Origin of the sequence: Haloglycomyces albus DSM 45210, assembly GCF_000527155.1 — a bacterium.
In the GTDB taxonomy this organism is placed as follows: Bacteria; Actinomycetota; Actinomycetes; order Mycobacteriales; family Micromonosporaceae; genus Haloglycomyces; species Haloglycomyces albus.
In genome coordinates, this window is sequence record NZ_AZUQ01000001.1 from 3,512,099 (window position 1) to 3,535,419 (window position 23,321).

Sequence of the window (23,321 nt, forward strand, 5' to 3'; positions counted from 1 at the left end):
GACCTGGAGTCCGATAGACGTCTGCCATCCGACCTCTCCCGCATCGGTGGTGGGGAGATTCGGCCAAGCGAAACCGACGTCAGTCGTCCTCGGGCTGAATAATCGAGCACGTCAGTCGAGCCGTGGCGATGCGCTTATCGTTTTCGTCGCTGACGACGATTTCGTAGCTCGCAATGCTGCGCCCCTCTCGTGCGGCGGTGGCTACGGCCGTAACGTATCCGTCGCGGGCCGAGCGGTGGTGAGTGATGTTGAGATCAACGCCGACCGCACCCCGACCGGGACCCGCATGCAGCATGGCCGCCACCGAACCGACCGTTTCGGCCAATGCCGCAGTCGCACCGCCGTGCAACAGGCCGTAGGGTTGCGTATTTCCCTCCACGGGCATTCGACCGGTGACCCTGCCCGGTTCGGCGCGCATGATATCAATGCCCAGACGTTCGCCGAGGTCACCGGCACTGAACAGTTTCAGGAGGTCAAATCCATTATCGTGCCAGTCTTGCAGTACGTATTCGGGGAAGATTTCTTTGGCGTTCCTAGTCACACGCATATCCTACCAGGGAGTAACCTATATTCCGATCGGTCTTACAGTTTGACGTCCGTGAGAAGCCCGTAAACCACGGTGTTTTCAGTGTAATTTCCATCGTCCCGATCGAACGGTCCCCCACAGGTAATCAGTCGCAGCTCCGCACGTCTGGTCGGGGTGAATATCTCTTCGTACGGAAAAGCCCGTTTAGGGTAGTTGGCCACCTTTGTCACGGTGAAAACCAAGGTCGTCTGATCCTTGCGGTTGATTTCCACGGTCTCTCCCGGATCAACCAACCCCAAGTCGTAGAACACCGCCGGACCCCGTCGACCGGAGTCCACATGTCCGACGATCACCGATATCCCTTCCGCACCGGGATATGGACTGTCTTCGAACCAAGCGGTGCGGTCGGATCGAAACATCGGCGGAGCACCGATATCCCCGTCTCCGTTCATTCCCACCGAGTCCACCTTGGCCTCCACCCCGATCGCGTCGATGGAAAGGGAAGTGGCCGTCGACGGCGGCAGAGCGAAGTCGTCACCGCCCGATAGATGCCGTTCCAACTCCTGCGGAGTCATCTCCTTATCGACCGGTCGATCCAGGCCGCTTTCCCAAGCAGGCATCTCGATCGACCTCACCACAAGAAGCACCCCGGCGACGCAGAGAGACACCGCGACGACGAAGGCGGCCGCACGCGTATTGACTCGCGATCCGACTCCGACATGCTTGACCGACATGGTCAGTGCTCCCGAGATTCACGCTTACGACGCAGCAGCATCAGGAACACGCCGATCGCCCCGGCCGCCGCCGTCGCGGCTCCGACCCCCAGAAGCTTCGGATCGGTCGCGGTCGTCGCGAGGCTGGAACCGTCCCCCGCCGGACTACCGTTCCCTCCGGTGATGACCAAATTGGCGGTGCCGCTGTTGTCACCGCATTTGATGGTGACGGTGTAGGTCCCCGACTCCACACGTTCCGGAACGGTGAAGGTCCCCGAGGTGGTTCCACTGTCGTAATACAGGGTTACGGTCTTGCCCGCTATCGTCGCTTCGGCGTCCTGACGACAGTGCGTAGTCTCAATGTGGACTGCTGTACCCGGCCCCGCCGTCAAGGGCGCGATGGTAATCGGAATCGTTCGGGCCGACCCGCTCGAGGCCGTCCCCACGACCATCGTTCCCGCCAACAGCACGGCGGCGATCGCTCTGCAGACCTTCACAGTGGCTCCCCTTTCGTTTTGGGAAATCATCACGCAACCACTGTCAAAGCTTAAAGAGAGTATCCGACGGGCGTCCCATTTTTCCGAATATGCTTCGTTCCATCCTCTATGAGCACACGTCAGCGCCGTCGACTCTCACACGCTTGTCATCGGTCCCGCTGAGAAACCATTACGGCATGATGTCGACCGTCGCGACATCGCCCCGAGCCGACGGCGTTCACCAGAGCACCGTCGTCAATCGTCCATTGTGTCGGCACAATACAGACGCAGCAGGACAACCCCCAAAGCCAGAAGTTTACCGACCGCGTATACCAGTGCGGAAAGCGCCAAACCGGTGAGACTTACCCACAGCACGTGGAATACCGTGGTTCCCTTCGTCAACAGAAGGGCGATGACCGTCACCGCCGTGAGAAATACGAGACCGAGCGAAAAACCGCGAACCTTCTCGGCCTTGTCCGTCCACGTACGCAGCAGTTCGGCGATGGAGTAATCGTCTCGGTCCACGTCGTCGCGACGCATCAATTCAGCCTTTCACCATGGGGGAACCCGACTCCAATTCGTCATCGGGTTCCCCCACCATGTCAGGGTCGTATTACGCGAGACATATCAGGACGTTCCTTGTGCCGCACCCTTCACAGCCGCCGCGACGCTGGAAGCCACTGCCGGTTCCAAAGGCGACGGAACGATACGGCTCGGCGACAGGCGACTACCCACCGCGTCGGCAATGGCGTAGGCGGCGGCCAGTTTCATGCGATCGTCAATGGTCGTCGCCCCCGCGTCGAGCGCTCCACGAAAAATACCGGGGAAGGCCAACACGTTATTGATCTGATTGGGATAATCACTGCGCCCCGTGGCCACGATGTCGGCGTGAGCGCGAGCCACCTCGGGATCGACCTCCGGGGTTGGATTGGCCATGGCGAAAATGATCGCGTCGCTGTTCATCCCACGTAGAGCTTCCGGTGGAATGGCGGCTCCCGACACTCCAATGAGCACATCCGACGCTTCCAGAGCCGCATCGATGCCTCCGCTACGATGCCCCCGATTTGAGATCTCTGCCAGCTCCCGCTTCACGCCGGACAGACGGGAGCGCTCGCGAGTGATGATGCCCTGCGAATCGCAAACGACGATATCGCCGATTCCGGCCGTATTCAGTACCTTCGTTATTGCGGTACCGGCAGCACCTGCCCCGACCACTGTCGCGGTAATGTCACCGATTTTGCGACCTTGCAGTTTCAAGGCGTTGTGCAGGGCCGCGAGCGCCACGATGGCCGTCCCGTGTTGGTCGTCGTGGAAGACGGGGATGTCCACGGCGGCGTCGAGGCGGCGTTCGATGTCAAAGCATCGAGGTGCGGCGATGTCCTCGAGGTTGATCCCTCCGAACGACGGCGCGATGGCTGTTATCGAGGCGACGATTTCGTCCACGTCATTGATATTGAGGCAGATGGGGATGGAATCGACGCCGGCGAACTTCTGAAACAGGGCCGATTTTCCTTCCATCACCGGTAGGGAGGCGGCGGGGCCGATGTCTCCGAGGCCGAGCACGGCCGATCCGTCGGTGACGACGGCGACGGTGTTGGAGCGCCAGGTGTAGGTGTCGGCCAGGCTTTGATCTGCCGCTATGGCTTCGCTGACCTGGGCGACTCCGGGTGTGTAGGCGAGTGAGAGATCGTCGCCGGTTTCCAGTTCCACTGTTGGTTGGGTACGGATTTTGCCCCCGCGGTGGGCATTGAATACCCTTTTTTGCATATTATTCATATTCTCTACAACTTCGTTGGAGCGCGTTCGAACGCGCCGTGACATCATGACGTCCAAGGGTGGGTTTCACCCCGTTACCCTGGTTCGGCTTGCTCTCCGGAGTGCGGATGAACAGTCGAACGGGCCTTGACTCATTCCTCAGTGTAGTGCCGAATCGGTGGTCCTGGTGGTAACCAGTGGTGGAATACTAGGCCTTGGCCTCAGTTAAGGCAAGTGGCGCAAGTCTAATGAAGCCGATATTTTCTCGATGGTATCGATTCGGGGGACCGTCGGGTATCGGGTGGTCGTTCGGGTCGACAATTACTCACACAGGCTTTTCCATTACCGGCGTGGTTCGGCCGCCGGTGGAAAACCGGGCAATCGGTCCCTAGGAGGACCGACTGCCCGGTTCGCTGGTGGTGTCTATCCTGCTTTCGCCTTAGTGGCGGAGCATTTCGGCTACGAGGAACGCCAGTTCCAGCGACTGCTGCGTGTTCAGGCGTGGGTCGCAAGCGGTTTCGTAGCGGTCGGAGAGTTCTTCCTCTTGAATCTCCTGTGCCCCTCCCACACATTCGGTGACATTGTCACCGGTGAGTTCGATGTGGATTCCACCGGGGTGGGTTCCCAGTTCACGGTGCACCTCGAAGAATCCGAGTACTTCATCGACCACGTGGTCGAACGCTCGGGTTTTGAACCCGCCTTTGGCTTCAAAGGTGTTGCCGTGCATCGGGTCGCACTGCCACACCACCTTTCGCCCGGAGGCTTCGACCTTTTCAATGATCGGAGTGAGGACATCGCGGACCTTGGCCTGTCCCATCCGCGACACCAGGACGAGCTTGCCCGGTAGATTATGCGGGTTGAGCTTATGGCACAGTTCGACGACTTCCTCCGGCGTCGCGGTGGGGCCGATTTTACAGCCGACCGGATTGGACACGCGGGACAGGAAATCGATATGGGCACCGTCGATTTGCCGGGTACGTTCTCCCGACCAGAGCATATGCCCCGACAAGCCGTAGGCCTCACCGTCGAACACGCGGGTCAGGGCACGGTCGTATTCGATGGCGAGCATTTCGTGGGAGGCGAATACCTCGGCCGTGTGCAGAGCGCTGTCCTGCACTCCGCAAGCCTGCATGAACGCCATCGCCCTATCGATCTCACGACCGATGGCCTCGTAGCGTTCCCCCGCCGGAGAGGAACGGACGAAGTCCTTGTTCCAGTCATGCACGCTTTGCAGGTCGGCAAGGCCGCCGCCCAGGTAGGCACGCAGCATGTTCATCGAGGCGGCGGAGTTCGCGTAAGCGCGAATCATTCGCTGCGGATCACAGACCCTGGCGTCCGCGTTGGGCTCGAGGGAATTGAACATGTCTCCCCGGTAGACGGGAAGATCCAAGGCGTCGAGGTCATTCGACCTGGGCTTGGAATACTGTCCGGCGACCCGCCCGACCTTGACGACCGGCAGCGACGCGCCGTAGGTCAACACCACTGCCATCTGCAGCAGTGTGCGGATGTTGGCCAGGACATGGGATTCGGTGTTGGACAGGAACGTTTCGGCGCAGTCCCCGCCTTGGACCAGGAACGCCCGTCCTTCGCACACTTCGGCGAAGAGATTTCGTAGCCGCTTGACCTCGTAGGGAGCCACGATCGGAGGCACACCCTCCAGGACGCCGGAGACGGCCTCGACCTCGCTGTAATCCTTCCAGGGAGGCATCTGTTTGCGAGGCAGCCCGCGCCAATAGTCCAGCCCAAATCGCTCGGCGTCTTCGCCGTTGGGAGTGACAGGGACCAGACCGGGATTGCGCAATTGATGCCATTGACGTACCATTTTACACTCTCTGCCTATATATTCCAAATTGGGAAACAGCGCCTACCTACAACACGGCACACATGATTCCACCTTAGGCAACCGTACCCCCGCACCAACGACGACACCAGTAGTGATTCCCACACACCGGGCACAGTGGTAACGATCTCATAACAGTTTCAACGTATGCCACGTGACAGCGTCACTTAGACGGGTATAAGCGTCTCTGTCCGCAAGTCGCCTCAGCACCTTCCGGACTGGGCGGATGTGACCCACGATCCGAATTAGTAGCGACGGAACCTCCCCCATCCTCTTCACTGCCGCTCTTAATTCCCTGTGCGCACGTCGAAATTCAGGCCAATAATTCTGGTAGTTGGCAATGCGCCCCAACTAGGTATTGTGTTCGAACACTCGTCAAGTAACAGTGTTCGAATCCCATCCTTCAGAGACGTCCACGTCTGAGCCGTCCTTAGGGTCACCTTCTTCGAAATGAAGACCCCAAACCAATAGCATCCTGTCGTCATCTGCGAGCCATACACCTGTTATCGCTGGGGGTGAACCATCAGCTAGGAGTTTAGGCGGGGTAAGACCCAGCTCATTCACTCCATACTCGCCTAGTTCTTTCGATCCCCACCAATCCGCATTCTTTTCGTGTAGATCGGCAAGTTGCTCTTCAGAGGCTTCAACTGGGTAGTAGTTTGTGCCACCGATTTTCATTTCAAAGCTTCTCCTGTCCCCTCAATCACCAGTTCCTCTGGCGATCCACCACCTTCACGAGTTACCCATATCTTGAGCTTACTTTTCCTCGGTAGAACTTTCGGAAGGTTGACGTCGCAGCGGTAAGGATCTCTGCTAACACTGCCACATGGAGGCAGGTTCAAGTAAAGGACCGCCCGCTTAACGTTTCGCTGCCGCATGTAGGCAGCTACATGACCTTCAACGTGATACGTCGTTGTTACTTCCGGCTGTCTCCAGAAGTCTTTCAGGTCAGCGTCGTTAGCTGCTGGCCCCTTTCGACCAGCATTCAACACTCCAGTGATTTGGACCCCATCAGGAGAATATAGAACCCCTCGCGCTGAAATGTCCCCATCCTTGTTCCTCGGCCACCCAACACGCTGGATTCGTTCAATACACTCCCTGTGCGGCTTATTCGGGTGGAAGCCAGGAACCCTGTGATTCTTAGGCCACTTCGGCCCAGGTGTCGAATCCTCTTTTGATGATGTGCCCGCCCCACCGTTGTTTAAGGCTTGAGCGCCCTCTACCAATCCCCCTGCATCTTCCACATCCCTCTTCACCGCCGCCACAGTTGAAATGGCTTGGGCTAGCAATTCGCTTACTTGGTGAACCTGCTGTGCGTCGCTCGACCCAAGCGCGTCGAGCTGATTCGCAATTTCGTCGGCTTCCTGCCGCGTGCTTTCCAACTGAGCTACTAGCTCATCAGCGGCGTGACCACCTTGGTTGATTTGTCCTGACAGGTCAGCAAGCGAACCCATACGTCTCTCCTACTGGTCGGGGGATGATCCGCCCAGAGACTAATTGAGCGCCATCACAATGGTCAAGAGCACAGTCTGGATGCCTACCTATTTCGAAAGCACTAATACTGAAAAGAGGCCGAAGCGTTTCGCTCCGACCTCGTAATGATGAGTCGTCGCCGTCTTACCGGCCAAGGATTGCCGCCCAGTCGGCAGCTGATGCCGACAACACTGGGCTCTCGTTGAGCTTCGAATCCTTTACCTCAACTTCTGCCGGACCTTCACCAAGGCGCACTTCGACGCAATTGCTGTTTCCCGCGCTGCGACTTGACTTCCTCCACTTTCTATTTAGCATTCAGGTACTCCTCCAACGGTTTAGCTAGTCTGGATACTCGATTAAACATGTCAAGTTTGTCCGCAACCTCGTCCGGGTGTTCTTTATACGTTGACCCATCTGGCTCGGAGTATACGAACGGTGGTGCCGTGTCCTCTTCCGCAGGAAGAAAGATCTCATAGCCCATAAACATGTACGGGTGGGGTATGGGAACAACTCTAATATCCCACCCCCGTGACTGCGCTTCTTTGAGTCGTGACAACTGTAGATCACGACACGCCATGCGGCTCAAAGAAATCATGGCAGCTTCGCCAAGCACGGCTACAACCTGAATATTGTTGCCCCGGCGCACAATCTCCTTATATCGGCTGGCTTTCATCTGCCACGCATCTTGATACGTGGCATCGTCATAACGTTCGTCCTGCATCTCCGGACTGAAGTGGTACTCCTCTAGCTGAAGGAACCCAACAACAAATTGTGGATCATATGTCAGGACTGACTGATAGCTAGACGCTGCCCGAAGCAAGGGGCGAATCTCAAATTTACTCGTTGACAAGTCTCCATCATCACGATGGTTATAAAGCATCCGTACATAGTGCCGTGTACTATCAGGAGCTCTATATGTATCAAAGATAGTAGTCAACGAGTGCTGGTGCGGTTGGTTCTCCCCCGTCTCCCATTTCCGAACAGTTTCACCGCTACTGACACCAATATCACGCGCCGCTTCAGCACGGGATAGCCGAGCAACATTGCGCATTTCCTCGAACTCCCAGGCCAACAAGGACCTTACTAGTCTAGAGTCAGCCAATGGCATCACCACCTATTGAATTGGCTCGTTTTAATTGTGGTAGGTCTAGCTTACGATATCGTGCGGTGCAATCAAGGCGGGAACCCGACACTATTGTCCCCCCAGCTCAAAGTCCTTACATTCGATTCATGGCGCAAGGCAAGCACGGTCTGTTAGGAGGAAACCTGCGCCACAGCTGATAGCTCAAATATGAATCGAATGTAAGGAACTGCGGATGAAAACCCAGGCGCTCAAGGCGCTCAGACGACGACTACGTATTGGCTCGACCAACCAAAAGCGACTGTCTAATGATGAACCGATAGTTCTTGGCGACTTTCGTATCGTTAATGACAAATATGAGGTTCAGCTTTCTCGGCAGCCTGACACTGTGCTGGTGGATCGCGTTCATGATCTCGGCACATCGTCGTGCGAACTGATGATTTCACGACCATTCTCCGACACGCCGGAGGAAACATGGAGCTGGGAAACTACTTCCCAATCGTATACACGTTCGGTGATCCGGCGCGAAACGCGGGTACTCGTCAACCGGTATCGGGCCACTCAGCGTTAAGGGGGTGTATGAGCGACATGATCAGACAACGGCTAGACACGAACGGCATCAACGAGGAATCAAACCATGTCTCCTATAGAAACGATGGGTCCTCACGGCATCGGGTCCCCATCGGCAATTGGTTCGCACAACTCAACGGCGATACCGTCCATGTTTACGATACAGCGACCAATGACCCGGTCGTCTCTATTGCCCGAGCACCCGACGGCCCCGTGGAATGGCACGGCGCATCCAAGGTGCTGGGAGCCGGGCTCAGGCGTCACGTTCTAGACAACGTCCAGGACGTCACTCCGGATCAGTGGTGGAGGTAAAGAGCTGAGATGTCTTACAAAAACATCCTGGTCACAGGCGGGGCGGGGTACATCGGGTCACATCTAATCTACACCTTGGCCCACCGTTTCCCTGGTGCGAGCATCACGAGTCTCGACAACTACTTCCTCGGCCGATCAACTCGGCATGTCCCGTCTCCCAATGTCCATTACCTACGGGGCCATACTAAGAACCTTTCCAAAATCTGGGGAGTTCTCCAAGCGTCGTCCCCCGATATTATCTTCCACTTGGGCGAGTACAGCCGTATTCCAACCGCGTTCGATGACGAGCACCTGATCTGGGATTACAACACCATTGGCACCCATGAAATTCTGCAATTCGCTAGGAAACATGGATCAAAGCTCATGTATTCCGGTTCATCGTCCATTTTTGGCAACCAGGGTGACGACCGCCGGCTCAATCCATATTCTGCGTCCAAAGCAGCCAACTGCGAGTTGATTCGAAACTGGGGCGATTGGTACGGCCTAGAATACGTTATCTGCTACTTCCACAACGTCTACGGGCCACGATTGCTGAGCACCGGTCGGTATGCAGGCGTGATCGGTCGTTTTATGGAACAGTATCGTCGGGGGTTGCCGTTGACCGTCGTTGCGCCGGGCACGCAGACCAGGGATTTCACACACATTGATGACACTATCGCCGGGATCGTCGACTGCGCCACGCATGGATCTGGAGACGACTATCTCATCGGGACAGGAAAAGAACACTCGATGCACGATGTAGCCCAAATGTTCGAAGCTCCGTACGGGCTCATCCCACCCCAACGGGGAGAAAGAGCCCATGGCCGCGCCGACAACCGCAAAGTCCGCAGTCTCGGCTGGAAACCCCGACACGACCTCCCATCATTCATTCACCACTTTACGACTACCGTGCGCAAAACACGACAGATACGAAAGGACCTCGCATGACGACAGACTATACAAACTATCCACATCCGTTGCACAGTGTGGCGACTGTAGGGATCGTATGGCACAACAACCAAGTATTGCTCATCCGCCGTGCCGACAACGATCTATGGGAGCCTCCGGCCGGCATCTTGGAGTTTGAAGACGACCCCGAAACCGGTGTCGCCCGTGAGGTGAAGGAGGAAACCGGCATCGACGTCAAACCGGTAGCGCTCGCCGGAGTTCACAAGGAATTCTATGGGCATCCGATGATGCCGGTAACCCTGATTTTCAAATGTGGCTATATCGCAGGTAAACCCACGACCTCGCCAGAGTCAAGCGAGGTCCGTTGGGTTCCGCTGGACGAGGCAAAATCTCTGGTGAGAGAGGCGCATATGGCACGTATCTATGATGCGGTGGATTACCCGTCTGACGGACCTGCGCCGCATCTGCGTGCTCATGATGGGAACAAGCTCCTGCCGAAGTGTTGACAGATGAGAAGTTTTCTAATTGAGCGTCGTTTGTTCAATTAGGAATCGGTGGGAGGGTTGGAGCCGTCCCACCATAGCCCGCCTAGCCCAGTTCCTTCCCACGGGCATTGCAGTCACAGGGCGGGCACGGGGTGGCCCGGTCACGCGCGTTCTCCCGGGCCACCTCACCTGCAATACCAAAATAGCAGCTTAAGGCAATAATGGAATGGGCCTGTCTCATGAACTCTGCACGTTATAAACGACAATACTGTCAGACATGCTCACAGTACTTCCAACTCTACATCGACTGGTGCAAATACGACTGCATTCCAGAGCAACACCCCGAGCATTGGCAACAAGCCAAACCGCGATTCAACCGTGACGACATTGACAAACGCCGGTTACAGGTGCCCACCACGATCACCCGTCCCTGACGTCCCCAGGGCCGATTTGGTTATCAGGGATGGGCGGTGGCTCGGTCAGGCCAACTGATCGGGCCATTATAGACGCCGGCCGATCGTGGCACTCGGCTGGTGCCCGCCGTTTCGGCGGGCGGCGGCCCTAGGACCGACACCCTAGGGCCGCTACTTTCTACACCTCAGATTCTAAGTTGGACGCAGACCACCAGCAGCATGAACTGCCATAGCAACCGGTTCCCGACCATAGTGGTGGCGCACCCGCACATCCCGCCCCGGTCGAGCCGGATCGTCAGATCGGTGGCGGAACCATATCAACCAATTGTGAGCCATCTGGACTATCATGTCGTCCGCTCCTCTGCGTCGCTACGAATATCGATGAAACCCAACACCCGGTAGTACGCCTCATACGATCCAAGACGTTCGCTACGTCGCCGCTGATCGCGATCGCTGTCGCTTGCCATGTGTTCGGCTTCCGTGTCCAGGCGTTTAATTTCCGCATCAATCAGCCGTCTCAGTATCGTATTTGGATCAACCATCAACGCCACCTCCGAGACTTCAGTACCGCCAACATGCCCACTACGTCCTGCGCTATGCCACTCGCGTCGCTGTTATTCCCCAGCTCGAAATCGTGGTCAATCTCCGCTAGCTCCGTTTCGGAGTCATGGCTATTGGCCGGCCCAACGCCCTCTCGCGTGACCCGGACGATAAAGCCACCGCGCTGGCGGATCGCGTCAGCCTCATTGAGGTACCGCACATCCGAAATCACGGTGTCGGCGGATGGGTTCCAGTCGCGAACCAGCGCATCGATCCACACTGTTGCGCCGAGGTGTCGCCGGCAGGCATGGCCGAGGCGTTGGAGGTACCTGCGGTACTCGGGGTAGCGTTTGACGTGCTCTTCTCCATCCGAGAGCAGTTCGTCCAGGTTGTGGTAGCCAATAGTCGGGTTCATTTCCCGCAGGATCTGTTTGAGTTTGGAGGCAAACGCCCGGTGTTCATAGCCGTAGTCGCGCACGAGTATGTCGGCTACAGTGGTTTTTCCGGTGCGGGCATAGCCGGTCAGTCCAATCAGCATTAGGTGACCTCCTTAGTTTCCAATTCAGTCTGATGCAGTTCCATCCAGGCTCGGATCATGTCGGCCGAGGCGAGGTGTTGGCCGTTGGGTTGCACGAGCACTGGTGTGCCAAGGACGCCGTGGGATTGCGCGGTGAAGGGTTCATCGTTCTGGTCGATCACAGTGACTCTGTCGCCGAGGAATTCGGTGACGAGAGGAACGACGGCGCGGCTGCGGGCGGTCCGGTCGACGAACAGGAGGTACTTTGTCATGCTATTTCCACCATCTCTTCCATCTCGTGGGCATAGTCGGAGAATTTCTCGTCGGCGGGGTAGATCGAGCCCCAGGACTGTTCGCCTATCTCAGCGTCGGTGGCGATAGGAACGGATTCGAACACGTCTGCCATGACTTCTGCAATGTGGGCCGCGGCCTTCACAGCCGCCGCCTCGGGCACCGAAGCGAGGACTTCGTCATGCACCGGTAGGCGCAGATAAGGCGTGTAGCCGACGCGGTCCAGCCGAATGAGCGACTGGGTGAACAGGTCGCGGGCGGTCGACTGGATCATGAAGTTCACCGCCGCGTAGGCTCTACTTTGATCGACGAATAGCTTGCGGCCGAACGGGTTGATAACGTACCCGCGCCTCCGTGCCTGGTCAACGAGACGTTTTGAGTAGGCGGCGATCTTGGGGTACGCCTCGTCGTAGGCGTCGCAGGCGCGCTGTGCCTCTTCAAGGGTGATGCCAGCCTGTTTAGACAGTGTCTTGGCTCCACCTCCATAGAGCTTGCCGAACCCGACCGATTTCATGAGTTTGCGCTGTTTGTCGGTGTAGCCGTCTCCGAACACAAGCGATGCTGTGAACCCGTGGAGGTCCTCGCCGGCTTCGATAGCGTCCAGCATCCGCGTCTCCCGGGCGAGTGCGGCGATCACACGCATTTCAACGGCCTGGTAGTCGACAGATACTATAACGTGGCCAGGTTCCGCCACGAGGCAGGATCGTATGTCTTGGGAGTCAGAGGGCAATGTCTGGACAGCGGGAGTGCGGACACTCATGCGTCCGGTTCGGGCCGCCAGGGGTCGGATGTCGGGGTGGATGCGGCCCTTGGAATCGCGGCGAGCGAGGAACGGTTCGGTATAGGTCGTGCGCCACTTCGCCGCTCTCTTCCCGTCCGTCACAGCCTTCGCCAGCTGTTTGGCTTCGTCGCTTCCGTCTGCCATGACGGCGGCTAGGACGTGTTTGTCGGCCGATTCCTCACCGTTGTCGGTTGTCGCGAACTCGGTCCACCCGTGCTTTCTCAACGCGGCGATCACGTCGGCCGAGGCGTTAACGTTCGCGCACCCAAGGGCGGCGGCTTTCTTTATCGCGAGGGTTTGGGTCCTCTTGTAGCGGGCCGAGAGACGATGGGTGTACCGCTTGTCGACGAGGATTCCAGTGCGTTCCATCTCGGCACATATGCGCGCTAGCTGGTGTTCCACCCCTACGAGGTCGGTCGACTCGGCCGGGATCTTCGTTCGGAGCGTCTGCCAGAGTCGGTAGGTCAGGATCGGGTCCATGCCGGCATAGCGCAGGTAGGTTTCGTTGTCGATGTCGACCAGGTGCCAAATGTCGTCCTTGTTGCACCCCATGTTGTCGGCCATGGTCTTCATCGAGCCCTTGACCTCGCTGGCCACGGTCTTGTCGATGTAGGCGGCCGTCAGCTCTTCGAGGCTGTGGCCAGCCCCTCCTTGCTTGACGCGCCGGGAGTCCACGAGGTGGGCGAGAATCTTAGTGTCAATCGCCCGCGTCCACAGGCTGTTCCAGTCGCTCCCCCAGCAGCGGGCAGCTACCTGGATGTCAAAGTTCGCGTTCTGGATGATGATCTTGTCCAGCCGCGTGAGTGCTTGGGACGCAGCATGAGCCATGGCCGCCGAGGTCTCGACCGGCAGCACCCACGACTCGGTACCGTTGCCGAACTGGGCGGTCCGGATATGGAACTGAGGCCCGTACACGCCCAACCCGGTCGTCTCGGTGTCGAACGCGAGCACGCGATGCTGGTTGATGAACTGATCGAACACCTGAAGGTCGGCGTCGGATTCTGCGAGGTTGATGGTGGTCGTTTGGCCTGCTACGGCATGTGTCAATTGACGCATGATCCCTCCTTTGCCGGGATGGAAGTTTGGCGGGCAAACCCCGTGGGGCCAGGCCACAACCCGGCCCCACGGTCTAAGTTCACTCTTGCGTGTAGCTAATTGACCCACTCGATGGCATCGCACGCCTCCGGGTCGCGCCAATTCGCTACTTTCAGCGGGCACTTGTACGCTCGGTAGGTGCGGTTATTGTGTTTCCCCTGCCACTCGGTGTAGGCGAGTGTCCCGTGGCTACACGTTTTCGTGGTGGACCGTTGACTACCACCGTTGGGGTTAGGTTTTGATGGCGGTGGCCCGGCACTGCGTTGTGTGCTGGTCGACGCGGCCCGTCCACGAAACTGTGTCGCCGCCTGACGGCTCGATTCGAACAAACCCTTACTGGTCGCCTCATCCAATAGCGCGAGCCACGCGTCGACCGAGTGCGCGCGGAGCGTCACCAGCGCCGCATCAAACCCAGCGCCCTCCTTGAATGTCGCAGAAATCGGCGCTTCCGCCAGATCGCCAGGAGGATTGTGGCTGGGGCCGGTGTGGGCTACAGCAACTCCGTTTTCCATGTCTCCGTTCCTTTCATTCGGCTGTGTGTCGGGCTTTTCCCAAGGTGCGGTCGAATCGGTCATCGTTACTCCTTACTTTGTAGTGTTTGGACTGTCGTTGGCCGTTGGCATGTTTGGTCAGCGCTCCGATGGCGATGCTGACGCGTTTGTGACCGGCGGCGGTACGAGACTCAGGGGTGCAGCGGATGTATCGGTCGACCAACACGCGTTGATGCCGGTCGGGTAGAGAGCGGAACGCCTCACGGATGTCCATGACATAGGCGGTACGGTCCCACCCGATCATGGGGTTGTCGTCAGCGCGGCGATGCCGTGGCGGCCGTAGGACGGCCGGATCGTCGGGAACCGGGACGCCATCGATCGCACCGACCAACACGCCCGCATCCAACGCCGCGCGGATATCTTTGGGCCGGTAGTTGTATTGGTCATTGACGTAATTGTTGTGGCTAAACTGCCGACCGCAATAACTATCGGCCACTCGTGACAACACGGTCGCCGGACGACCACCGTCGCCAGCCAGGGCCAGACGTTCACCCGTTTCCATCACATGCACACACAGCGTTTGCTGTATGTCGTCGGCGTCCACACCGGGGTACTCGTGTGCGTACCGGCGTGCAATTCGTCGGATCGTCGGCAGCAGCGCCAACGTTTTCTCGCCATTATTCACACCGCCTCCATTCAGGTCTAAGTACACTTTTAGGCAGAAAACAATTTACCGGCATAGTTAAAGGTTCCGTTGCGTCTCATGGGCACGACGATCGGCTGTACGGTCGAATCGACGATTTCTAGGACCACAAAACCCGGCTGCCAGTTGGCATATCGGTAGTTGGTATCGCCCATGCGCAGGTAGTCGGCTCGATCGTGGTGCATCATGTGCCCGACTTCCACGCCCATCGTCGTTCGGCGGCTACGCCCTGCACCAGTCGTCTCCATCGCCACACCCATGCGGTGCGTGTGGCCGCAGATGATCGAATGCCCGAGTTTCTTCGCCGCCGCCAAGGCCGTCGCCCCCGACACCTGGCGTAGCGCCATGCCGTGATGCCCATGGGTGGTGAGCCAGTCGGGGGCGATCGCATGAAAATTGCCGAGATCATCAACACCCCATCGGTCGAAGCCCAGCATGTTGCCTGCGTAGTAAGGGTTATCTGTGGGGTGCCCGAGGGCCGGTGCGTACTTCTGCGCGTAGGTCAAGGGCCGCACATCGTGGTTTCCAATGTGCATTCCCACTGGTCCATCGTAGACGCGCCGCAATGGACCGAAATATTTCTTTTGGACATAGTCGGCGTCGGTCCAAATGTTGGTTTCGAACTCACCACGTGTGCCTTTGTTCCACCGTGAGGGAGCCGGGAAATCGGCTAGGTCACCGATATTGATGACTGCGTCCGGTTGGAGATGGGCGATGAAATTAAGGTGCGCAGCGAGCATTTTGTTGTGCTCGTATGGCATTTGCAGATCGGAGGTAATGACGATCGTGCCGTTTCGTATGGGGCGTTCAAAGATAGGGTGGATAATAAGGGGCTTCCCTTCAGTGGTCCATGAGGTCGATGAGGGTGTAGAGGTCAGTGATGATGCCGGTGGCTATTTCGACTGCCCGCCGGATATCGTCACTGTCCAGTGCCTCAATGAGCACCGTGGCATCATGATCGACGTCGACGGCACGGGACCGTAGGTATCGGATACGGTGGACATTATGGTCGCCTGAGGTGGCCATGTGTCATCTTCCTTCTTTGGGTCGGTCGGCGTGCCACCGTTGGCCCAGGACGCGTAGGGCGGGCGGGTTATCGAGATAGTCGGCGGCGTGCCGCCCAATCTCGGGTCGGTTACGCATCCCGCGCGCCAACAGAACACGGTTACAGTTGCGGCAGCACAGTCCCCGGATCAGCCCAGTGGTGTGGTCATGGTCCACATCGAGCCGGTAGTGGCGTTGACCACCACAGATAGCGCACACACCGCCCTGTGCCAGCAACAGGCGATCATACTCGCCTGGCCGGAGCCCATAGGTGTTGGTCACTCGCCTGTCGTGGGCGGCGCGCGCCGCACGCTGTCGACTCGATCGCCGGCAGGTGGCACACAGCCGGCCACGAGCCGAGACGAATGAGGCGAGGCGTTTGCGTTTTTTGCACCGATGGCATTTTCTAGTGCGTGCCATACACCAACTCCCTAATCCTCTCCCGAGAGTTTGCAGTGCAAACTGAGGTGACATCGCCGCCTGTCACCGGCACGACTTCCGCGCCGTCCACATCAGCCGCCACGGCACCGGCGAATTGGTGACCCGCCGCGTCGTCGTCGGCCAGGATCACTACCCGCCGGATGCCTTGCATGGCCAGACGCAACGGCCGCTGCCATGCCTGAGCGCCGGGTAGGCCAACGGCGGTCAATCCGCATTGCAGAGCGGTCAGTGTATCCATTTCACCTTCACAAACCACGAGCGTGTCAGTGTTACTGAGCAGCGCGGCCGTGTTGTACGGACGCTGTCGGTCTCCCGGCAGGCTCCAGTATTTCGGGTGGCCCTCGTGGTGCTCCGTGTCCCGCCACTCCCCCTGGTTGTCCTGGGTGCAGGAAGGGCGGATGCACCGGTACCGTATCGACACCACTGACTCACTCGGTGTGATGTAGGGCAGAGCCAAATACCCGGACACGGGTCGTTCGGCCGGGTCAGCTTCCGAAACGACGCCGAGTCGGTGGGTAATGGCTGTCTCGGCTGTGATCCCTCGGGCCTCCGAAAGGTAGGCGGCGGCGGTGTCGCTGTCCCACAGTGCCGCGTGATGACGCGTTGTTCGTGTCTCCAGTGATGTCGTGGTATCTGGCGTAGGCACCAGCCCATGAAAGTCCATCTTCTGCTTCCTTCACCAGTCGGATCGCGTCGCCTCCGCCGCACCCCGCCAGGCATTTGTACAGGTTGGCCGAGAGGCTGAATCGAAATGACGGCCGCCGTTCTACGTGGAGTGGGCAACACGCCGATTGCCACCTGTCGTGGTCGGCGTAGTCGACCCCGAGATAGTCGAGGATCGGTTTAATAGCCCATCTCGACTGCGATCTGTTCGTCGGCATACCGGCGTTCCTCCTCAGAGATCGTTGTGGCGTCGGTGATAATTTGACACTCGCGGTCCCAATCGAGATCCACAGTGGCCGCGCCGGAGGCCGTCGGGTCGGCTGGCCCGTTCGTGTTTTTCACAACATGCACCGACAGGCCGGTGGGACTGCTGGGGTCAGACGACAGAGTCAGTACCAATCGTGGGGTTTTTGCAATTTTGCCCAGCAGTGCCGACAATGGTGGAGCGGTCAGTCCGTCATCGTATGGACCGGTCAAATGATGTTGTACAACAACGCACGCGTGTGTGTAGCGAGCGATTTGATGGAGGTATTCAATAACGCGGCCGAAACGGATACTGCCTCCGCTGCCGTCGTCGTCCACATCCGCCACAACGTCTTTGAGAGCATCGACGACCACGAGTTGTGGCCAATGGCCATGCACCTGCGCGTAGCACCATAGGCATTCGTCAATGTCGCCGAGCGTGGGGCTAGCGCGGAAATCCCATGCCACGTGGGCCATGGCCGTATCGATCGCGTCGAGATAGCGTGCCTCCTGGCCGTTTTCGAATGCCGCCTCAATGTCGGTAGTGGACTCGCCGGTCACCGTGCCAGCGATGCGTTGTCCCAGTGTGGGCGCATCAGTATCGGGCGACAAGTACAGTGTGGCTACGCCCCATGGGCGCATCCGCGCCACCCAGTTGGTGATGAGCGCGGATTTACCGCCTCCTGGAGCACTGGCGACGACGACCACCTGTGAGCCACGAAGTTTTGCGCCGAACGCCTCCAGACCCGACCACCCGCCGGGTAGCGCTTGGCCCGCCTCACCACGATGTTGCACTGCTCGTGATAGTGGATGCACGTGAGCACCACCGTCCTATAGGTTCGCCTGTGTGGCAACGAGTGCGCGCAGTGATTCGGCCGCCCACTGCACCTGCCCCAAATGGATGTAGGGCTCATATGTCGACGGCTCGTACCCATCGATCATTTGCAGGAAAAACGCGTCGAGTTCCATGAGCACGCGATCCGCTCGATGCAACGTATCTGTTCGGTCTGCCATGGGGTGGTTGTCTGTCATCAGAATACATCCAATCAGTGTACTTTAGGTCTAAGTACACTCTCGCTGAAAAAAATAGGTCATTGCGGCCTCTGGCCGTACACGTATGGTTGTCTAGCAACGTTCCTACTTATACGTAACTGGGACACTACCGTATCGAGGTCTGAGTACATTTTCAAGACTTTTTCGAACACGTTTGCTGTGTTGCCTTTCACTTTTGTTGTTGTGCTTGGTATTCGGCGCAGTGTGTCTGGACAGTGCAGACTCGACAATGATCACCCAGGTTGGGGATGTAGACGTCGTTATCGATGCCCGCATTGAGTGCGCTGAACAGCTGCGTTATCGTTTCGCGCGTGTAGTAGGAGAGGTCAGCCATCCCGGCCGACCGTCCATCCCGAAGCATGAGGTAGTCCCCGTACGTCGCTTCCAGGCCGAATGTTTCGGCTACCGCGACACGGTAAACGCCGTTCTGACGGTTGCTCTTGACCTTCCGCCCGGTCTTAAGGTCGCGGGTGGAGTGGACGTCGAGCTCGGGCCAGTAGAGGATCTGGTCAATCACGCCCGCAACGGTGTTGATTCCGAGCGTAATCTTGAAGGGCACCTCCAGTGCCGGCTGTCCGTCTGGGAGCGTCCATATCTCCCACTCCTGCTGTGGAGCCCATTGCTCGTACCATGCCACCTGTTCGGCTACCAGATCGCGACGTTTAGCGATATCTGATTCGGTGGTTTGTCGCCCGCCTCGCATCCATCGATGCAGCTGCGGTTCGGCGTCACGCGCTGCCGCGATATGCTGATCATATTCGGCCACAGCGATGTCGACACCGCTGTCGGAGCGCCCCGATCGTTCGTGGTGCTCACATCCAGTGTGGACGGCTATCCCATGGCCAAACCAGGCCGCTTGACGTTGCGGGACTTTATCGATACGAGCGAGCTTATACGCCCATGAGCATTGAGCAAATTGTTCTAGTTGAGACAATGATCGGTAAGCCACGTTACTTCTCCCTCAAATACAGCACGTGTATGACGTGCCCACTGGTGCTCGTGATGGCCTGGTGATCGATCAGCCGGTACCGTTCTGCGGAGAAATCGAACGGAGTGGGGCTGGTCGCCACGATGAGCGTGCCGTAACGGGTCACATCCACACTTGGAGGGGTATCGGGGGTACATTCGGTGGAGAGATTCACTGATAATCACCTATTTCGTCTGGGTCCTCCCCCAGTTATTACAAACGGTCATATCGATGTGGTGAGCGAGAGGGATCTCGCGTTCAGATCTAATCGGCATCGGGGTGAGCAATAATAGTGCCCTCAGGCCCATCACTGTCACGACGAGGGCGCGAATAGAACCCGCCGACTGAGCTGAGATCGTTGGGGCTGACCTCGGGGTCATAGTCAACGACGTGGTCACGCGCCCTGAGACGAGCCACCCAGTGTACATATTTATTAATCTCGTCGTCAGGCACTGCCTCGCCTGCCTCGATTCTAAAATGGATACGCAACCGGCGCAGTGGGTACGCATCCTGATGGTCCCGTTCGATCGTCCACGGCAGGTGCTGAGTGGTGCTGACGTTATCGCGCGTGAGTCCGTACCGCCGTGCAGCCGCTTTCACACCGCTCACGGAGATACCATAGCGATCGGCTATATCGGCATAGCTCAGGTGTAGTACGTTACGCAGGTATTGGAGTTCGGATTTGCCTGGTGCGTGACCACGTTGGCGTTCTGGCCGACCCATCATACCCCCTTCCGTGAGAAATCCTATGTTACTGATGTTGAGGTCTAAGTGCAATATGTGGACAGCAGAAAACCGGGGTGATCTGGCACCCCGGTTGTTCCTGGAGATTCGCTAGCTGGACTTAGTCGACTTAGTTGCTGTCTTCTTGGTGGCCTTGGTTCCTGACTTCTTGGCCGCTTTAGCCGTCTTCTTGGCCGCTCGTGGTTGTGGTGATTTGCGTGTGGACTTCTTAGGAGCAACCTTCTTCTGTGTTGGCTTCGCCGCCGTCGTTTTTTCTGTCGTGGTGGACTGTGCCCGCTGCGACAGTCGCGTGAGGACGTCATCGCCCCATTCGTTGACAGCACGCAGGTTGTCGCGCACTTCGTCGTGGAACCTCTGTGCCTGCTCGGAGGATAGATCGTCCACCGATTGATCGTCGACGGTTAGGCGTTTGAAAATCGCAGTCTGTGCCACCGCCCAGCTCAACGTGTCCATAGTAGGCGTGCGCGGTGGCTCGGCTGCGGTACCGCGCTGTTGCCGTGGTGTCGACTCCACAAACGAATCAACGGTCACCGGTCCACTTTTGCTGTCATCACCAGTGGCCCGTGTCGAATCCACATTGTCTGGTGCTCCGCCGACCTTCAGTTCACCGATCTTAGCGTTGATCGCGGCCTCGACTTTTTCCTTCTGCTTTTGCTTCCGGGCGGCTCTACTATCGATGCCTCGCGCACGGTCATACCCATCTCGCAGCGATATCTGCCCTGACCGGACATCCTCAATGAGCGTCGCATCATCTGACATCGCAATCCGAACCGCCATTGCTATGTCGCCTTTGTTGGCCTTCATTTTTTCCATGACGTCCGACCGCTGGGCCGCCGAGAGTTTCGATCCGTCGTTAGCATGGATCTGTGTCAAAACCGCTGACATCACCCGCGCTCCATGCGACTGGTGGCGGCGGCGATTGTTCTCATCCAAAATCAGCTCGGCAATGTCTTCACTCTCATCAATGGTCACGATTCGTGGCTCTACCCCTGCTGCAATACAGGCCGCCAAACGATTACGGCCATCCACAATCAAACCTGCCGAGGTTTGCTTGATGTCGTGGCGTTGCCCGCTCGTCTTAATCGATGCGGCAAGATCCTCAATCTCCTCCGGCGGCATCATTGGCCACTCGTCCGCTCCGGGGTGGACTCGATATCCTGCATCGTCAATCATGGCTCGGTAATTAGTATGAGTCATAGTGTCGTCTCCTCCGACTTGCATCAATGCAACGAGACTAGCAACTTAGACCTGGACGCGCTAGCGCGTCGATACGAAACCGTCTAGGAATCCGCAGTTTGCAGTGCAAACCATCCGTCGTTTCCGCCGCCGTGTTGACACTAGTGTCAACAAACGCCCAGCCTGATACGGCCACGGCCGGAACCAGCCGGACCCACAGAACCAACTATGTGTTTTTCCCCACTTTCGTGTATCGCACGGCAACTACTTCCACGTCGAGTTACTGCCATATCATGCTCGGTGCTTCAAAAATTTCGACGTGACAGCGTGACTACCGGCAACTTCGCGCGCGAGGAATCTGTAAAAGTCACTGTCAAATTACAAAGAGTAATTTACCGCGAAATATGCCGTGCCTCACATAGTGATATATCGCACGTTTCAATCTATTGACTTTCAACGAGAACTATGATACGGAAGTTGGGCTTGAATCTACACTCCCGAACTGCGGAAACGTATTTTAAGACGCCTAGAATCGATTCTGAGGACTCTATCCCCTATTTGGGCACATAACCACGGAGGCGTGAGTATACTTAGACCTACAGCGATTCTAGCGGGACCAGGTACACCTGCCCCGCACGCAATTAGCGGGACTCTACCGTAAGGCAGGCCCCGCTTGCGAAGCGCCAGGACCGCTGTAGGTCGACCATTCCGTGCCGTGCCAACTATCCCCGGGCGCACAACTAGCGCGGGCGGCCTGAAATGGCTCACCCGCGCTAGCAATCTACTATTCAAATATCAGGTTGATTAAGTAGTTACAACAAAAGATGAATACAATTTCCATAGGTCAATTCGCACCGCCTAAATTCGCATTGCGTCGAATATTTAGATAGTAGTCTATGGTTTCCTCGCTCATTTGGTTAGCCGTTCCCCTAGCGCAATCAATGCACATTTTATGACTAGAAGGACCAGCAAGAGCAGCATTTATTACGAGAAAAACGATAACGCCAACACTAATAGTGGATTTTCCACATGTAAGGCATGTAAAGCGCTGCTTTTCGATCCATTCATCTAGACATGTCTTGCATGTGCGCTTATAGCAATAACTTAGACACTTTCCCTTTGTGTCCATATCGCATTTGTATATCCGGCCGCAATCATCGCATACATGCCCCGGAAATGTAGGGGTAAAATTGTCGAATACCCGCTTGATAATTCCGTCCGGGGCCGGTCGATTAAAGCTCACCACATAGCGAGTTACTCCATTTTCGTCCCGCCGTTCGGCGTTCATGTCATACTCGCTCCGGTAAGTCCAAGTAACGCCAGGTGTCATACTGGTAATAGTATCGACAAATAGGAGTACGGTGTAATCGTCGTTCTCATTTTTATTGCTGAACATTTTGCGGTTGTATTCTTCCCCGTTCGGCATGATTCGACAAATGGTTAGTTCCATTTTCTCTCTTCCATTTCCTTTGAGTCTTACTTTTTCTTAGTCCCATTTTCCTATTTCATTTGGGTTAGCATAAATCCTCTCTGGCTCCACCCAAAAATGTACATTCGGGTTTGTTTCCAGGTGCATCAACCGTGTCGCCCACAGAAACAAGCTCGTGGTCTCTCGTTAGGAATGTTTGCACAGTCGAATCCTGTTCGATCTTAGAAATTACACGGGTACTAACACTAACGAGATCATGAGTAATTCGATAGGAATTGTCCAATCGCGGAATCATAGCAATATTTCTCTCATGTGCTTTGCACACATACGATTCACTCACCATGATAGGTTCATCTGGGTTTTCTTGACTTTTCCATTCCTCTCGGATGATCGATACAGCTTGAGTGCCGCAATCACACTTTTTCATTTCCCTGCTTTCTGGTAAGTTGATACGTATCGCCATAATTCCCATTACGGCAGAAATCATTTAGCTGCTTAGCAAAGTCGCTCACACATTGGTAAACTGCCCGCAATTCCTCACGTCGTTTCGTCGCTGCGGCAGGCGTGAGTGGGAATCGTTCGCATCGGTAGTCAGTCCAGAATTGTTTCCA

31 protein-coding genes and 2 pseudogenes are annotated in these 23,321 nt (G+C 57.1%); 4 read left to right on the top strand and 29 right to left on the bottom strand.

Annotation, left to right across the window (positions count from 1 at the left end; translation table 11 throughout):
* Positions 1–79: 79 nt before the first annotated feature.
* The 11 genes and pseudogenes from HALAL_RS0116175 to HALAL_RS19545 all read right to left on the bottom strand — a co-directional run.
* Positions 80–547, bottom strand: a complete 468-nt coding sequence (locus HALAL_RS0116175) for a PaaI family thioesterase (RefSeq protein ID WP_029768187.1) — start codon at positions 545–547, stop codon at positions 80–82.
* 35 nt (positions 548–582) lie between these two features.
* The gene (locus HALAL_RS0116180; RefSeq protein WP_025274997.1) at positions 583–1,260 is read right to left on the bottom strand and encodes a class F sortase; all 678 of its coding nucleotides are present in this window, start codon (positions 1,258–1,260) and stop codon (positions 583–585) included.
* 2 nt (positions 1,261–1,262) lie between these two features.
* Positions 1,263–1,769 (bottom strand): hypothetical protein, encoded by a 507-nt coding sequence (locus tag HALAL_RS0116185; RefSeq protein WP_156937781.1) that lies wholly within the window; start codon positions 1,767–1,769, stop codon positions 1,263–1,265.
* A 201-nt stretch (positions 1,770–1,970) separates the two neighbouring features.
* On the bottom strand, positions 1,971–2,255 hold the full coding sequence (locus HALAL_RS0116190) for a hypothetical protein (RefSeq protein WP_025274999.1): 285 nt from the start codon (positions 2,253–2,255) through the stop codon (positions 1,971–1,973).
* An 87-nt stretch (positions 2,256–2,342) separates the two neighbouring features.
* Positions 2,343–3,482: an NAD(P)-dependent malic enzyme gene (locus HALAL_RS0116195; protein ID WP_245598182.1), complete on the bottom strand. Its 1,140-nt coding sequence runs from the start codon at positions 3,480–3,482 to the stop codon at positions 2,343–2,345.
* A 427-nt stretch (positions 3,483–3,909) separates the two neighbouring features.
* Entirely contained in the window at positions 3,910–5,292 is a 1,383-nt protein-coding gene (locus HALAL_RS0116200; RefSeq protein WP_025275001.1) for a class II 3-deoxy-7-phosphoheptulonate synthase, read from the bottom strand.
* A gap of 393 nt (positions 5,293–5,685) precedes the next feature.
* A complete protein-coding gene (locus tag HALAL_RS0116205; RefSeq protein WP_025275002.1) occupies positions 5,686–5,988 on the bottom strand; it encodes a hypothetical protein in 303 nt (100 codons plus the stop codon).
* Entirely contained in the window at positions 5,985–6,764 is a 780-nt protein-coding gene (locus HALAL_RS0116210) for a DddA-like double-stranded DNA deaminase toxin (protein WP_025275003.1), read from the bottom strand. The genes HALAL_RS0116205 and HALAL_RS0116210 overlap by 4 nt, the downstream gene beginning before the upstream one ends.
* A 163-nt stretch (positions 6,765–6,927) precedes the next feature.
* Entirely contained in the window at positions 6,928–7,098 is a 171-nt protein-coding gene (locus HALAL_RS19390) for a DUF397 domain-containing protein (RefSeq protein WP_084472057.1), read from the bottom strand.
* On the bottom strand, positions 7,088–7,663 hold the full coding sequence (locus HALAL_RS0116215; RefSeq protein WP_245598183.1) for a Scr1 family TA system antitoxin-like transcriptional regulator: 576 nt from the start codon (positions 7,661–7,663) through the stop codon (positions 7,088–7,090). The genes HALAL_RS19390 and HALAL_RS0116215 overlap by 11 nt, the downstream gene beginning before the upstream one ends.
* Before the next feature lie 24 nt (positions 7,664–7,687).
* Positions 7,688–7,891 (bottom strand): annotated as a pseudogene (locus tag HALAL_RS19545) (helix-turn-helix domain-containing protein); the annotation flags it as partial.
* Between the two features lie 208 nt (positions 7,892–8,099).
* Between HALAL_RS19545 and HALAL_RS18750 the strand changes: the two are divergent.
* The 4 genes from HALAL_RS18750 to HALAL_RS0116235 are packed head-to-tail and all read left to right on the top strand — an operon-like array spanning position 8,100 to position 10,140.
* Complete coding sequence (locus tag HALAL_RS18750; RefSeq protein WP_156937782.1) at positions 8,100–8,435, top strand: hypothetical protein; 336 nt, start codon at positions 8,100–8,102, stop codon at positions 8,433–8,435.
* Positions 8,436–8,443: 8 nt separating this feature from the next.
* The gene (locus tag HALAL_RS0116225) at positions 8,444–8,746 is read left to right on the top strand and encodes a hypothetical protein (protein WP_156937783.1); all 303 of its coding nucleotides are present in this window, start codon (positions 8,444–8,446) and stop codon (positions 8,744–8,746) included.
* A gap of 9 nt (positions 8,747–8,755) precedes the next feature.
* A complete protein-coding gene (locus HALAL_RS0116230; RefSeq protein ID WP_025275006.1) occupies positions 8,756–9,673 on the top strand; it encodes an NAD-dependent epimerase/dehydratase family protein in 918 nt (305 codons plus the stop codon).
* Entirely contained in the window at positions 9,670–10,140 is a 471-nt protein-coding gene (locus HALAL_RS0116235; protein ID WP_025275007.1) for an NUDIX hydrolase, read from the top strand. Before HALAL_RS0116230 ends, HALAL_RS0116235 begins: the two co-directional genes overlap by 4 nt.
* A 736-nt stretch (positions 10,141–10,876) precedes the next feature.
* Here the strand turns inward: HALAL_RS0116235 and HALAL_RS0116240 are convergent.
* The 18 genes and pseudogenes from HALAL_RS0116240 to HALAL_RS19000 all read right to left on the bottom strand — a co-directional run.
* Positions 10,877–11,074 carry a hypothetical protein gene (locus HALAL_RS0116240; protein ID WP_025275008.1) on the bottom strand — a complete coding sequence of 66 codons (198 nt, stop codon included), beginning with the start codon at positions 11,072–11,074 and terminating at the stop codon, positions 10,877–10,879.
* Positions 11,074–11,610: a nucleoside/nucleotide kinase family protein gene (locus HALAL_RS0116245; protein ID WP_025275009.1), complete on the bottom strand. Its 537-nt coding sequence runs from the start codon at positions 11,608–11,610 to the stop codon at positions 11,074–11,076. The genes HALAL_RS0116240 and HALAL_RS0116245 overlap by 1 nt, the downstream gene beginning before the upstream one ends.
* Positions 11,610–11,861 carry a hypothetical protein gene (locus HALAL_RS0116250; protein WP_025275010.1) on the bottom strand — a complete coding sequence of 84 codons (252 nt, stop codon included), beginning with the start codon at positions 11,859–11,861 and terminating at the stop codon, positions 11,610–11,612. Before HALAL_RS0116250 ends, HALAL_RS0116245 begins: the two co-directional genes overlap by 1 nt.
* Complete coding sequence (locus tag HALAL_RS0116255; protein WP_025275011.1) at positions 11,858–13,717, bottom strand: DNA polymerase; 1,860 nt, start codon at positions 13,715–13,717, stop codon at positions 11,858–11,860. Before HALAL_RS0116255 ends, HALAL_RS0116250 begins: the two co-directional genes overlap by 4 nt.
* 95 nt (positions 13,718–13,812) lie before the next feature.
* Positions 13,813–14,331: a hypothetical protein gene (locus HALAL_RS0116260; RefSeq protein WP_156937784.1), complete on the bottom strand. Its 519-nt coding sequence runs from the start codon at positions 14,329–14,331 to the stop codon at positions 13,813–13,815.
* Positions 14,282–14,932, bottom strand: coding sequence for a sigma-70 RNA polymerase sigma factor region 4 domain-containing protein (locus tag HALAL_RS0116265; RefSeq protein ID WP_025275013.1), 651 nt, complete (start codon positions 14,930–14,932; stop codon positions 14,282–14,284). Before HALAL_RS0116265 ends, HALAL_RS0116260 begins: the two co-directional genes overlap by 50 nt.
* A 29-nt stretch (positions 14,933–14,961) precedes the next feature.
* Positions 14,962–15,777, bottom strand: coding sequence for a metallophosphoesterase (locus tag HALAL_RS0116270; protein ID WP_342670483.1), 816 nt, complete (start codon positions 15,775–15,777; stop codon positions 14,962–14,964).
* A 13-nt stretch (positions 15,778–15,790) separates the two neighbouring features.
* Positions 15,791–15,976, bottom strand: a complete 186-nt coding sequence (locus HALAL_RS0116275) for a hypothetical protein (protein ID WP_025275015.1) — start codon at positions 15,974–15,976, stop codon at positions 15,791–15,793.
* 3 nt (positions 15,977–15,979) lie between these two features.
* Positions 15,980–16,276, bottom strand: coding sequence for an endonuclease domain-containing protein (locus tag HALAL_RS18360; RefSeq protein WP_211240492.1), 297 nt, complete (start codon positions 16,274–16,276; stop codon positions 15,980–15,982).
* Positions 16,277–16,400: 124 nt separating this feature from the next.
* Positions 16,401–17,081 (bottom strand): toprim domain-containing protein, encoded by a 681-nt coding sequence (locus HALAL_RS19155; protein ID WP_245598184.1) that lies wholly within the window; start codon positions 17,079–17,081, stop codon positions 16,401–16,403.
* Between the two features lie 52 nt (positions 17,082–17,133).
* Positions 17,134–17,316, bottom strand: a pseudogene (locus tag HALAL_RS19395) (CHC2 zinc finger domain-containing protein); the annotation flags it as partial.
* Entirely contained in the window at positions 17,279–18,136 is an 858-nt protein-coding gene (locus tag HALAL_RS0116290) for an AAA family ATPase (protein WP_025275018.1), read from the bottom strand. The gene HALAL_RS0116290 and the pseudogene HALAL_RS19395, both read right to left, overlap by 38 nt.
* A 36-nt stretch (positions 18,137–18,172) precedes the next feature.
* Positions 18,173–18,355 carry a hypothetical protein gene (locus tag HALAL_RS0116295; protein WP_156937785.1) on the bottom strand — a complete coding sequence of 61 codons (183 nt, stop codon included), beginning with the start codon at positions 18,353–18,355 and terminating at the stop codon, positions 18,173–18,175.
* A gap of 208 nt (positions 18,356–18,563) precedes the next feature.
* Entirely contained in the window at positions 18,564–19,343 is a 780-nt protein-coding gene (locus tag HALAL_RS0116300; protein ID WP_084472060.1) for a PD-(D/E)XK nuclease family protein, read from the bottom strand.
* A 1-nt stretch (position 19,344) separates the two neighbouring features.
* Positions 19,345–19,494, bottom strand: a complete 150-nt coding sequence (locus HALAL_RS0116305) for a hypothetical protein (RefSeq protein ID WP_211240494.1) — start codon at positions 19,492–19,494, stop codon at positions 19,345–19,347.
* A gap of 131 nt (positions 19,495–19,625) precedes the next feature.
* A complete protein-coding gene (locus HALAL_RS0116310) occupies positions 19,626–19,970 on the bottom strand; it encodes a hypothetical protein (RefSeq protein WP_156937786.1) in 345 nt (114 codons plus the stop codon).
* A gap of 225 nt (positions 19,971–20,195) precedes the next feature.
* A complete protein-coding gene (locus tag HALAL_RS0116315; protein ID WP_169732462.1) occupies positions 20,196–21,227 on the bottom strand; it encodes a ParB/RepB/Spo0J family partition protein in 1,032 nt (343 codons plus the stop codon).
* Between the two features lie 1,896 nt (positions 21,228–23,123).
* Positions 23,124–23,321 (bottom strand): hypothetical protein (locus HALAL_RS19000; RefSeq protein ID WP_211240495.1); only part of this gene is annotated, 198 nt, incomplete at its 5' end.